At 63.8% G+C, this 12,802-nt stretch carries 10 protein-coding genes; 3 read left to right on the top strand and 7 right to left on the bottom strand.

The features are described from left to right. Positions 1–56: 56 nt before the first annotated feature. From THIMADRAFT_RS03555 to THIMADRAFT_RS03525, 7 genes are all read right to left on the bottom strand, one after another. Positions 57–821, bottom strand: coding sequence for a hypothetical protein (locus THIMADRAFT_RS03555; RefSeq protein ID WP_139052680.1), 765 nt, complete (start codon positions 819–821; stop codon positions 57–59). Between the two features lie 390 nt (positions 822–1,211). Next, a complete protein-coding gene (locus THIMADRAFT_RS03550; RefSeq protein ID WP_040729516.1) occupies positions 1,212–2,714 on the bottom strand; it encodes an ISNCY-like element ISThma1 family transposase in 1,503 nt (500 codons plus the stop codon). A gap of 200 nt (positions 2,715–2,914) precedes the next feature. Then, complete coding sequence (locus THIMADRAFT_RS03545) at positions 2,915–4,180, bottom strand: choice-of-anchor D domain-containing protein (protein ID WP_158308354.1); 1,266 nt, start codon at positions 4,178–4,180, stop codon at positions 2,915–2,917. 1,216 nt (positions 4,181–5,396) lie between these two features. Then, positions 5,397–5,894, bottom strand: a complete 498-nt coding sequence (locus THIMADRAFT_RS03540; protein ID WP_139052679.1) for a c-type cytochrome — start codon at positions 5,892–5,894, stop codon at positions 5,397–5,399. 113 nt (positions 5,895–6,007) lie between these two features. Beyond that, positions 6,008–6,364, bottom strand: coding sequence for a c-type cytochrome (locus THIMADRAFT_RS03535; RefSeq protein WP_007191591.1), 357 nt, complete (start codon positions 6,362–6,364; stop codon positions 6,008–6,010). Between the two features lie 155 nt (positions 6,365–6,519). Further along, positions 6,520–9,009 (bottom strand): ABC transporter permease, encoded by a 2,490-nt coding sequence (locus tag THIMADRAFT_RS03530; protein ID WP_007191590.1) that lies wholly within the window; start codon positions 9,007–9,009, stop codon positions 6,520–6,522. Then, entirely contained in the window at positions 9,006–9,695 is a 690-nt protein-coding gene (locus THIMADRAFT_RS03525) for an ABC transporter ATP-binding protein (RefSeq protein ID WP_007191589.1), read from the bottom strand. Before THIMADRAFT_RS03525 ends, THIMADRAFT_RS03530 begins: the two co-directional genes overlap by 4 nt. On the opposite strand from THIMADRAFT_RS03525, the gene THIMADRAFT_RS03520 reads away from it, so the two are divergent. The 3 genes from THIMADRAFT_RS03520 to THIMADRAFT_RS03510 all read left to right on the top strand — a co-directional run bounded on the left by THIMADRAFT_RS03520 (position 9,694) and on the right by THIMADRAFT_RS03510 (position 12,772). Then, a complete protein-coding gene (locus THIMADRAFT_RS03520; protein ID WP_040729505.1) occupies positions 9,694–10,332 on the top strand; it encodes an arylesterase in 639 nt (212 codons plus the stop codon). The two genes, THIMADRAFT_RS03525 and THIMADRAFT_RS03520, sit on opposite strands and share 2 nt — an antisense overlap. A 209-nt stretch (positions 10,333–10,541) precedes the next feature. Then, positions 10,542–11,669 carry an NAD(P)/FAD-dependent oxidoreductase gene (locus THIMADRAFT_RS03515; RefSeq protein WP_007191587.1) on the top strand — a complete coding sequence of 376 codons (1,128 nt, stop codon included), beginning with the start codon at positions 10,542–10,544 and terminating at the stop codon, positions 11,667–11,669. A gap of 92 nt (positions 11,670–11,761) precedes the next feature. Then, positions 11,762–12,772, top strand: coding sequence for a sodium-dependent bicarbonate transport family permease (locus THIMADRAFT_RS03510; protein ID WP_007191586.1), 1,011 nt, complete (start codon positions 11,762–11,764; stop codon positions 12,770–12,772). Positions 12,773–12,802: the final 30 nt, after the last annotated feature.

The raw sequence follows: 12,802 nt of genomic DNA, 5'->3' as shown, positions 1-12,802 counted from the left end.
GGCATTGCAAGCCCCCCGAAGCGAGCCGGCACCGCGCCTCCATTCATCTATCCAAGCTACGGCACCGTCACCGCGACATTGGTCGCCCCCACGGTGGTCTCGTTCGAGCGAAAACGCAGGAACAACCGATTGTTGGCCGGATCGAAGGCGATCGGCTGACCGGTCCCGGTGGCCAGAACGGTGTAATAGAGCGTCTGGCCAGCACCGACCGAGCGTGTCAGCTGATTACCGCACACCAACCAGTCGCCTCGGGCGTTGGTCTCGCAGACCCGCAGGCTCAGCGGCAGGCCGCGCCCGCCGTCGTCCGCACCGACGGTCATCGAACCGATACTGCCGATATTCACCGCCGCCGTGGCGAAGAAGCCGGTCCCGTCGCGGCTCGGCAGGCGCACTACGCCGTCGCCGCTCGGTGTCGCACCGATGGCGAGGAGATCCGGGGGGGCGCTCGCCGAAGCGGAGAGGATGAAGGTGTTTAGGCCCGGGTTACTCTCAGCCGGGGCGGTGTTGGCGCAGTCGAACACGATCGGAATCTCGGTCGCGGCCATCGCTTGGCTCGGGGTGATGCCGAAGACGAAGCCTTGGGTGGCACCGGGAGCGATGTCGACCGGGGTGTTGGGAGTCCCGATCAGCACGTTGGCGGCGTTGGTGGTTTGGTAGCTGAAGGTCGCCGGGATGCCCCCAGGCAGTGCGATCGAGCAGTCGGTCGCCGTTGCGTTGCCGCTATTGATGACGCTTGCGAATGCCGTCGCGGTTGCACCGACGGGTATTGCTCGGGCATACGGCAAGACGGCTGAGTTAATCTGCGCGTCTTCGATAGGCATGTAGCCAGTGCCATCAAGGCGCGCGGCAAAAAGGGTGGTCGATTCATTGACCCTCACAAACAAGTAGGCGGTCGGACTGCCGGTCGCTTGCGGACTGAACCGTATCTTGAGTTCGCACGAAGCTCCCGGACTCAAAGTCGCCCCACAGGTACTATCGCTCATGCTGTACCCGGCCGAGACGTATGGGTAGTTAGTGCTCGACCGAAAACCCCGTTTTTTCCCGCCCCGGCACCTCGCCCTGAATGGCGGGCCGGGGCCAGCGTATTCAATCGAGCCGCATTCGATGCGGATTCGTGGAATTAAACCGGATTAATGCGAATGACTCGCATCACCGGCATTCCGCAGGCGCACCACTCCCGTGGGGGTCGGCACCGGATCCGATCGAAAGGGTCAAGCAGCGCGTCGGCGGCGCTGTCGTTCCCGCTCGCGCCGCGCCTCCTCGGCCTCCTGCGCCAGCAGCAGCGTACCGATGCGCTGGAGGTTGCGCGCCACCACCGCCAAGGCGACATAGCGCTTGAAGCCGTCGATCCCGTGATCGCGACAGCGGTCGAGCCCGTGGACCTCCAGCGCGTTGATGGCGGACTCCACGGCGGAGTGTTTGCGGCGCAGCTGGATGAAGCGCGGATCGCCTTCGCGTTCGCGCTCCGCGGCCGAGCACTTGCCCTTCTTCGGCAGCACCGGAAAGTCGATCACCTCGGCCAGGGCGCGTTGGTTGGCGGGGCTGTGAAAGCCCTTGTCCATGCTGACGCTCCCGACCGCCGGGAAGCGCGCCACGATCTCTTCCACCAAGGGAACGGCGACCTGATCGTCGGTGATGCGCTCCATGACCCGATGGTGCAGGATGAAGCCGTGCTGATCTTCGCCGATCGCCACGCGCAGACCCAGCTCCACCGGCACGCCGGCCTTGCCTTTGCTGATCCACTCGGTATGGGGTTGGAAGATCGAGAAGACCTTCTCGGCATGCGGGATGGTCTGACCGCACAGCACGCGGCGGCGGATCTGGTCGATCTGCCGCTCGCCGTGGGCGATGAAGGCATCGAGCGGCGCGAGCTGGACGTCCGGCAACGCGGCGATCAGGTGCAGGCGGATGCGCGTCTCGCGCGCCCGCATCAGAAAGCCCCCGGCCAGGTCCAGGTAGGCGGCATGGGCCGCTTCGATCTCGATACGCCGTGCGGCCCGTTTCTCCGGATCCTGCGCCGTGGAGTGCTTGAGGGTTTGCGCCCGCCGATAGGCTTTCTTCAGGCAGCGCACGTTGTAGGCGCTTTGCCGCCAATCGCTCAGGCCGGCGTCCTCGCACAATCCGGCGCTGGTCTCGATGGCCTTGCGCACCGCATCGAAGAGCAGGTTGATGTCGGTCGGATAATGCACGTGGGTCTCGACCACGAAGGAGTCACAGCGCACCGCGAGGGAATCGTCCGGACTTTTTTTTACCAAGGCATGGCCGGCACCCACCAGCGCTTGGTTGATGCGCTCGAGCAGCTCGGGCGTGAACAGGCTCAGGTTGTCCTTGAGCGTCTGCAGATTGTAGGTCGTGTCGTCGGCCCAGTCGGCATGGCCGAGCATCTTGCGCAGAGTGGTGTGCTGATTGGCCAGCTCGAGAATGCGGTCGTAATCGGCGTTCAGTCCCAAGCGCAGCACGCCGAGCACCAGGATCGCCCACTGCGACAGACCGGGCCGGCCGGTCTCGGGGCTCGCCTTGCCGTCCTCGCCGCTGCCCGGCGGGCGCAGCTCGGCGAGGATCGCGAACACCGGCTCACGCACCTGCGGGGTGGTGTAGATGTGCTGCAGTCCACGCAAGAGCTGCGGGATATCGTCGCGCGAGCGCGGATCCAGAGCGATGGCGGCGATATCCTCTTCGCCGAGTTTCAATTGCGGATCGATCACGTTGCGCATAGTGGCTCGAATCACGACGTTCATGAAGACTCATGGCATGCCCCGGCGAAAATCGGCCGAAATCGCCTTCGAGTCATCAGGAAATCAATAGGTTAGCGTTTTCTCTGCCCCTCTCGATCGAAAATCGGCATGATCTTCGATCATGGGGACATATTATAACCCACTGTTCGGAAATAGAAAACGTGGTTTCTGTTCAGGCACTAGTTAAGAATGCCTCTCCCGAAGGTAACCGTCCCGGTACCGGTATTTCTGATCGTCGCGGTTTGGGGCGCGCTGCTGCTGCCGACCGGCACTTGACCAAAACTGTAGGACGAGGGGGTGAATCCAACGCCGTAGGTCCGATCCGCGGTTCCGGTACCATCAAGGCGTGCTGCAAAAAGGGTGGTCGATTCATTGACCCTGACAAACAAGTAGGCGCTCGGACTGCCGGTCGCTTGCGGGCTGAACCGTATCTTGACTTCGCAAGAAGTTCCCGGACTCAAAGTCGCCCCACAGGTACTGTCGCTCATGCTGTACCCGGCCGAGACGTATGGGTAGTTAAGAATGCCCCTCTCGAAGGTGACCATCCCGGTACCGATATTCCTGATCGTCGCCGTTTGGGGCGCGCTGCTGCTGCCGACCGGCACTTGACCAAAACTGTAGGACGAGGGGATAAAATCAACACGGTAGTCGACCGCATCCGTTGTCGCAGGGAGGGCAGAAAGTGATTGTGCTTCATCGGTTGCTAACTCATCATCCAAGTTTTGAAGGACGACATGAAGGTGATCGCGCGCCTCGAGGCTACCCGTGTCCAACTGCTCCAAGGTAGCAATGATCTCGGCCCTGAGATCCTCAAGTAATGAAATGTCCGCAAAACTGTCCGACCAAGAGTCGCTGTAAGCAGCAGCCTCGACATCGGGGCTTATAGTGTATGCTAATTGATACGACCGAATCGCCTGCTCGACAACTATTGCCAAGTCCATTCCGGCCTCGCCCGGAATACCGGCTGCATCAACATTCGCCACCAAGGGTGAAACCAGCAATTCGTCCAGGCCGACAGCATCGACTCTCAGGGTAAGTGTTGGCGAATCGGCGTCACGATGAACCGCTTCGTAGGAGCCTGCGGGCAACGCGAACAATAGGTCTTGCGTCGTTCGCTCCAACTGGTCTTCAAGGATGCCTGACTCGACCGCGTCGGATGGCACCGAGAGTCTCGCCGATTGGATGAGGTCCACCCGCACGCGCATCCAGCCCTCGCGGGCGACACGTTCGCGCAGTGCGTCTTCTGTCGCCAACGACCCGCTCGATTCAGATCCATCGACCCGTAACATCCCATTCATCGAGAGCGAATCTTGAGCCAGGGCGTCGCCAATCGACAAGCTCATCATCAGCATCAAACAGGAAAAAATGCTTGCGGTGCAGTGCTTCTCTGGTATGAAAGGAAGCCAAACAAGCCGGGGAGACATGGATTCTTCCTCGCATTGCACTCGTCGGCTCCGCTCGGAGGAGTCTCCAGCAGGCATTGATCGAAACATTGTCCTTATCGAAGATAGTGCATTGCTGTCGAACCGAAAAAATGAATTCATAACGGCTTCGTCCTGTGAATGTCCCATTTTTAAAGCAACTTCCTGGTGATCAAGTTCATGAGTCGCGATCGAGTCGCAAAGACCGGATGATGAGTTGCTGCCACTGCCAGGTTGTTCGCATTGACCTAGAGTTCTCTCCAAAGCCAGGTGCCGGGCTACGGCGCCGTCACCGCGACATTAGTCGCACCCACCGTCCTCTCGTTCGCGGCGAAGCGCAGGAACCGTCGGTTGTTGGCCGGATCAAAGGCGATGGTCTATCCGTTGCCTGTGGCAAAAACGGTGTAATAAGCCGTTTGGTCAGCGCCGACGGAACGTGTCAGGTTGTTTCCGCAAACGATCCATTTCCCTGCCTGAGTGGTCTCGCAGACCCGCAGGCTCAGCGGTAGACTGCGCCCGCCGTCGTCGGCGCTGACCGTGATCTGCCGATGTTCACCGTCGCCGTTGCGAAGAAGCCGGTCCCATCGCGGCTTGGCAGGCGAACCACGCCGTCGCGGCTCAGGGTTGCGCCGACTACTGCAGCCCTGGGACGTACCGCGATATTTCTCATCGCTAGCGACGCTTTCAGTTCGTGAAATAGGAAAGGGACTACTTACTCGACGAACGCCAGTTCCTCGGCACTCATATTTGCCGAACGTCGCGAATTCCTCGGTCAACGGCAAACGGATCTGATTACATGAGCTCGTCCCTAACTCCGACCGGAGCGTCACGCTGCGTGGAGCGCCCGGAGTAGCGTTATGCTCCTCGACCAGTGTCACGAGGGACTCCGGTCGGTTCGGTGGCCGGTCTGATCAAGTAGGCCCAACTGAATTTGCAGACGCATTGAGCCGTTCCGACTGAGACAGAGGTGGTCAACGGACACAGCAGGGGACTGAAACGAAACGGCGGGCAGGGGAAGCGACAGGGTCACAGCTATCTCGTCCTTGAGTTGATTTTGACACGCGGTCGCGACGCATGACTTGTACTTACGCTGCATCGCGTCTTCGCCCTGATCACAGAGCGAATTGAAACACGCCTTGCGAGGATAGGAGGGAAGACGGGGAACGAAAATGTCCCAAGTCAGCATATGCGAGAAAGGGTTCGCCTCGCGGTACTTACACGACTCGCATGACCTCGCGACCTACCGCTGACTCGCGTAAAACTGCGCCAGTGCCTGCAGATCCGCATCCGCGAGGCCGACCAAGGACTCGCGCATCTTGGTCGGTTGCGGGATCGCCTCCGGTCGGTCGCGGTATGTCAGCAGCTGAAACACGAGATAGTCCGGCCATTGGCCCGCGATCCGCGGGGTATCGCGGTCCTGGTATCGCCCCTCTTCCTCGTGGCACTCGGCGCAGGCCTCGTCATGTAGACGTTTTCCCTCGGCGACGGCGCCGGGGTCCAAGGGCACGTCGGCACTTTGCCAGGATTGCTCGGCATAGTAGGTTGCCAACTGGCGGATCTGACCGGCGGTATAGCCGGTCATGATGCGATCCATGATGGTGGGTACGCGCTCGCCGTTGCGGAACTCTTGGAGAACGCGGATCAGGAATTGACGGTCGAAGCCGGCGAAGCTCGGCGATGCCGGCCCTGCGCTGACACCGTTCAGGCCATGGCAACCGTTGCAGTGCGCGGCCAGCATCTGCCGTTCGGGGGATGCGGCCGCTACCGCGTCCACACCGAAACAGCAGACCACGAACATCAATGCAAGGCGGCAAACCCGCAGTCCGGGTCCGGAGCACCTTGCGCGGGGGGTCACTTCTGGAGCGCCAGCCAGACCGCGATCTTTTGGAGCTCGGGCTGGGTCGGAGGTGCATCACAGGACTGGCTGTAGGCGACGGCCGAATGCATCAGCTTCGCCTCTTCCGATTCGCCCTCGCCACGCAGGATCTTCTGGGCTCGCTCAAGGATTTCGTCGGCCTCAAGACCGCCGATCTTGGGGACTAACTTACTGCTGGGATCTTTTCCCGCTGTGCCGTGACAGTTCACACAACCGTGATAGATGAACAACTGCTCGCCCTGCAGGTCAGGGCGATCGGTCGACCAAGCGAAGGGCGCGACAGTAACGAGCGTGGCGGCAAAGGCCGCCGGCAGCAAGATGCTCTTGGACATGGATACGACTCCTCTATGTTTAGCCTCTCTCACTCTTCGTGAAGTGCAAACCACCCGGTCAACACTCGACCGTATCGAAAGCATAGACAAGAATGAAGAAGAAACCAACGCCGATCGTCGGGAATAAAACCCCTCGGACCGCGGCCGGCCTCGACTCAGCCTGCTTGCCGCAGCGTCTGCAACGGCGGACGAACCAACAACGGATAGGTTGCCAAGGTTCCGGCGATTCCGATCAAGGCGCCGGAGCCGAAGACCCCGAAGAGCCAGAGCATCGGGTTGAAGCTGAAGGTCAGGCCGAAGAGCTGCTCGGCCAGCAGCCAGCCGGTCAGCTCGGCGAAGACGGAGGCGAGCGCGCCCGCGAGGATGCCGGCCGCGGTGAACTCCACCGCCAGACTGGTCAGCAGCGCGCGGCGTCCGGTACCGAGGGTGCGCAGGATGCCGTGCTCGAGTCGGCGCTCTTCCAGGCTGGCCTGGATGCCGGCGTACATGACCAGGATCCCGGCCGCGAGCGTGAAGAGAAAGACGTATTCCACTGCCATGACGCCGCGGTCGACCACCTGACGGACCTGCGTCAGCAAGGCGTCGACGTCCAGCAGGGTAACACTCGGGAAGCGTTTGACCAGCTCCGGAACGAGCGTCTCGCGATCGTCCGGGAGGTAGAAGCTGGTGATGAAGGTCGCGGGCTCTGAGCCCAGAAGCGCCGGGGAGGAGATGACGAAGAAGTTGACGTTGAAGCTGTCCCACTGGACCTCGCGCAGACTGGTCACGGGTGCGCTCACCTCCCGCCCGGAGACCAGGAAGGCGATCTCGTCGCCCAAGGCGATACCGAGCGTCTCGGCAATGCCCTCCTCGACCGAGAACTGCGGGGGTGCATCCGCACCGGGCCACCAGGCGCCGGCGACGATCCGGTTGTCGGACTGAAGATCCGCGCCCTGGCTCAGGTTGAACTCGCGCGAGGCGAGCTGCTCGGCACGCGGATTCTCGAAGTCGGACGGGACGATCTCGCGGTCGTTGATCCGGACCAATCGGCCGCGGATCATCGGGTAGATGGCCGACTCGCCCAAGCCCGCCTCGCGCAGGAACTGGCCCAGCGGCTCGACATCCTGCGGCTGGATGTTGATCAGAAAGTGATTCGGGGCACCTTCGGGCAAGGTCTCCTGCCAGGTCTCGAGCAGATCCACACGCACCACGGCCAGCAGCAGCAAGGCCAGGATGCCGAGCCCCAGTCCGGAGATCTGCAGGACGGCCGCCGAGGGACGTCGCGCCAGGGCCGCCAGACCGAGCCGCCAGACCCCGCGGGCACGCCCGGCGAGCCCGCCCGCGAGACGCACCAGGACAAGGACCGTGATGACCAGGCTCGCGACCGCGCCGAGCACACCGGCCATCAGCTTCCAGGCCAGCTGGAAGTCATTGGCCTGCCAGACGATCAAGAGGGCCAAGGCCGACGCGGCACCGACCACCGTCAGCACGGCCGAGCCGCGCGGAGCACCCAGGTCGCGCCGCAGCGCACGCAAGGGCGAGACCTGCGCCAATTGAAACAGCGGCGGGAGCGCAAAGCCCAAGAGCGCGACCAGACCCGTCGCTACGCCGACCACGACGGGTGCGAGCGAGGGGGTCGGCAGATCCGCCGCAAACCACTCCGACAACAGGCTCATCAGCCCGAGCTGTCCCAGCCAGCCGAGCAGACAGCCGATCAAGCTGGCGATGAGCCCGAAGAGGACCAGGCGCATCATGAAGACCCGCATCAGCAGGTGATTGGGCGCACCCAGACAGCGCATCACGGCGACGGCGTCGGTCTGGCGCTCGACGAAACGACGACTGGCCAGCGCGATCGCGGCCCCGGCAACCAGCAAGGTGACGAGGGTAGCCAAGTGCAGGAAACGCGAGGCACGATCGACCGCGGACTCGAACTCGGGCCGGGCGGTACTGCCGTCGATCAAGTCGATATTGACCGGCAGATCCGCTTCGATAGCCGTTTTGAACCGTTCGACGGCCGCCGCCTCGCCGGCGACCAAGAGGCGATGCTCGGCCCGGCTCGCCTCGGTGATCAGCCCGGTCGCTGCGAGATCGGTCTGGCTCAGCATGACCCGCGGGGCCAGAGCAAAGAGCGCACCGCCTCGGTCCGGCTCGTTGCTCAGGATGGCGCCCATGCGCGGACGCGACTCGCCGAGACCGACCTCGTCGCCGAGCCCAGCACCCAGCAAGGGCAAGAGACGCGACTCGACCCATACCTCGCCGGACGGCGGCCCCGTCTCCACCTCGCGATCCGGCGCATCGAACGCATCGCGAACACTCAAACGCCCGCGCAAGGGATAGGCGGTATCCACAGCCTTCACCTGGACGAGCTGCGGCCCGCCCTCGCCCGTCACCACACTGCGAAACTCGATAATCGCGGCGGTGGCCAACCCCAAGCGATCAGCCTGTTCCCGGTAGGCGACCGGCAGCGGGGTGGCCGACTCCAAGGCGAGATCCGCCGCGATCAGCTCCCCGCCCTGACGGGCCATGGCGCTTTCGACGCGGTCGGTGAAGAATCCCACCGCCGTGATGGCGGCAACGGTCAGGATGAGCGCCGAGGCGAGCAGATAGAGCTCCCCGCTGCGCCAATCCTGACCGAGCAGTCGCAGGGTGATCCGCCAGGTCTTCACGAGCCTTGCTCCAGATGGCCGGAGCTCATGTGCAGACGCCGATCGCAGCGCTCGGCAAGACGCGGATCATGGGTCACCAACACCAGCGCGGCACCGGCGTCGCTGCGCAGGTTCAAGAGGAGATCGATGATGTGCTCGCCGGTGACCTGGTCGAGGTTCCCGGTCGGCTCGTCGGCGAAGAGCACCTCGGGGCGCGGGGCGTAGGCCCGAGCAATCGCCACACGCTGCTGCTCCCCGCCCGAGAGCTGACGCGGATAGTGGCGGGCACGCGGGGTCAGGCCGACCCGATCCAGCGCGTCGTCGGCGCGTCGCGCGGCGTCGCGCGTCCCGGTGAGCTCGAGCGGCAGCAGCACGTTCTCGCGGGCTGTCAGCGTCGGCAGGAGCTGGAAGTTCTGGAAGACGAAGCCGACGCGCCCGCTGCGCAGGGCCGCGCGTCCGTCCTCGTCGAGATCGTCGACGCGCTGGCCGCACAGCCACACCTCGCCCGAGGTCGCACTGTCGAGACCGGCCAAGAGCCCCAATAATGTGGACTTGCCCGAACCGGAAGCACCGAGGATGGCCACCGCCTCGCCGGCCTGGATCTCCAGGTCGAGGCGTTCCAAGATGGTCAAGCCGCCGGCTGGCCCCGTAACATGCTTCCCCACTGCGACCGCTTTCGACACGGCCCGAGGTCTTTGTCCCGACATGATCCGTTTACTCCTGCTGACCTGTATGTTGTTGCCTACCCTGACGCTCGGAAAAACCACCACCGACGAGACGGCCGCTCCTGCGGTCATCCTGGTCCTCGGCGACAGCCTGAGTGCGAGCTATGGTTTGGATCGCGAGAGCGGCTGGGTATCGCTCCTCGAAGAGCGTCTGCGCGAGCGTGGAATGGTTTTCCGCGTCGTCAATGCGAGTGTCTCGGGCGATACGACCGCCGGGGGGCTGACGCGGCTCGGGCCACTGCTCCAGGATCACGCACCCGCCCTGGTTTTGATCGAGCTCGGTGCGAACGACGGCTTGCGCGGCCTGGGGTTCGAGATCATCCGCAACAATCTCGCCCAAATGATCGAGCGTAGCCGAGCCTCCGGCAGCAGCGTCCTGTTGACCGGTCTGCGTCTGCCGCCCAACTACGGTGCGGCTTACACCGACGGCTTTCAAGCGGTGTTCCGGGAGGTCGCCGAGGCCGAATCCGTCCCCTTGGTGCCCGATCTACTCGCCGGAGTGGCCGAGAATTGGGATCTGATGCAGGCCGACGGGCTGCACCCGACCGCCGAGGCGCAGCCGCGGATACTCGACAACGTCTGGCCGGTCTTGGAGCCTCTGCTGGAGTCGAGCCGATAGATCGCGGCGGCGCGCCCGATCCGAAGCCCACTCCCGATGCGTGTCCACTTGTCCCGGTCTCAGTGCCGGATCGGTATACAATCCAACGCATCCTTATGAACCTGACAAACCGCGCCGGATTCAACGCGCGTCAAGTCGGCCGCGGCCGATCCCATCCAACAACAACGCATACCGCGCAGGGCGCGGTTTAAGGGTCACCGGAGTCATCCATGCATCGCATCACCATCGTCGGTTCCGGATTCGCCGGCCTCACGGCCGTTCAAAGCATCCGACGGACCGCCCCCGACGCCGAGATCACGCTCGTCAGCAGTAAAGCCGAGTTCGTCTACTACCCGGGCCTCATTTGGGTCCCCTGCGGGATCCGCAGCGGCGAGGACCTGCGCATCGATCTGCGCCCCTTCTTCAAGCGGATGCGCGTGCGCCATGTCGCCGCAGAGGCGACCGGACTGAGTGCCGACGGGCGCACGCTCGAAACCACCGCCGGTCCGATCGAAAACGACGGCCTCGTCATCGGCAGCGGCGGGCGCTTTATCAAGAAGCTCTCCGGCATCGAGCACGCCATCACACCCTGCGAGGGCATCGCCGCGGCGGAGGCGATCCGCGATCGCGTCAAGGCGATGGACGGGGGCAGCATCGCGATGGGCTTCGCCGGAAACCCCAACGAGCCGAGCTCCATGCGCGGTGGCCCCATCTTCGAGTTCATCTTCGGGATGGACAGCCAATTGCGCAAGGAAGGCCGTCGCGACCGCTTCAAGCTGCACTTCTTCACGCCGGCGGAGCGCCCGGGCAACCGGCTCGGCCCCAAGGCGGTCGACGGCATCCTCAGAGAGATGAAGCGCCGCGACATCGAGACCCATCTGGGCCACAAGCTCAAGTCGTTCTCGGCGTCGAAGGTGACGACCGAGGCCGGCGAATTCGACGCCGATCTGATCCTCTTCATGCCCGGCATGACCGGCAACACCTGGTTCGACAAGACCGATCTTCCACGCTCGCCCGGCGGACTCCTGCAGGCCGATGCGCATTGCCGCGTCCCCGGCTACGAGCGGGTGTATGTCGCCGGGGATTCGGGTAGTTTTCCCGGTCCGGACTGGATGCCGAAACAGGCCCACATGGCGGATCTACAGGCCCGCGCGGCGGTGAAGAATCTACTCGGAGAGCTGCAGGGCCGCGCGCCGAGCGAGACCTTCAAGGTCGAGCTGGTGTGTATCGTGGACGCCAACGACACGGGCATGCTGGTCGCGCGGACCGAAAAATACAATCTGGTGCTGCCCTCGACGCGGCTCTTCCATTGGATGAAGCTCGGCTTCGAATGGTGGTATCTGCGCCCCTACCGTTAATCGACCGGCCGAAGCCGGGCGGAGGCACGCGGCGGGTGTGTCTCGACGTGGTGACCGACCATCCAAGCCCCGTCCGGCACCCTGGAGGCACGATGTCCGCGTTTTCCAATCTGCTGATCCCGGCCGTGCTCTTCTTCGCACTGGGCTTCGTCGCACGTCTGATCAAATCGGATCTGCGCTTTCCGCCCGATCTGGCGAAGATCCTATCCATCTACCTGCTGGTCTCGATCGGCCTGCACGGCGGCGTGGAATTGGCGAAGGCGGACCTCGGCGAGGCCGTGGCGGCGGTGGTCTGGGCACTGTTGCTCGGACTCCTGCTGCCGATCATCGGCTTCGGGCTATTGCTCGCAACGCGGCGGGTCGGTCCGCTCGACGCCGCCGCGATCGCCGCGCATTACGGCTCGGTCAGCGCCGGAACCTTCCTCACCGCGATCGCCTTTCTCGGCAGCCAAGGGATCGAGTACGAGCGTTATCCCTTGATCATGCTCGCGATCATGGAGTCACCCGCCATCGTCGTCGGCCTCTTGCTCGCGAGCTGGAGCCGGGGACGCATCGCCAAGACCGCACCGGAGCGCGGCACCCCGCGCGCCGATCACGGGAACGGTCACCTGGGCGACATCCTGCGCGAAGCCTTCACAAACGGCAGCGTGGTGCTCCTGATCGGGTCGATGTTGATCGGGGCCATCGCGAACCCGAAGGCGATGGAGTCGCTGCACCCCTTCACCACCGATATCTTCATGGGCATGCTCTGCCTCTTCCTGCTGGAGATGGGGCTCGAGGCGGGGCGGCGCTTCGCCGACTTCCGGCGCGTCGGATGGGCTCTCGTGACCTTCGGGCTGGCGATGCCGCTGATCGGCGGCGCGATCGGCGTGCTGGTCGGAGACCTGATGCTCGGTTTCAGTGTCGGCGGCACGACGCTGGTCGGGGTGCTGGGCGCAAGCGCCTCCTATATCGCCGTCCCGCCCGCGATGCGCCTGGCGGTGCCGGAGGCCAATCCGTCGTTTTATCTGACCTTATCGCTCGGCGTGACCTTCCCGTTCAACGTCGTCGTCGGCATCCCGATCTATCACCAATTGGCGCAGATGTTGGCCGGCGGGGCCTGATCATCACAGACGACGCGGCGGCCCTCGCGC

The organism is Thiocapsa marina 5811, from assembly GCF_000223985.1.
GTDB lineage: Bacteria > Pseudomonadota > Gammaproteobacteria > Chromatiales > Chromatiaceae > Thiocapsa > Thiocapsa marina.
Note: the sequence above shows the minus strand (reverse complement) of the source record. Positions and strands in the feature narration are given on the sequence as shown.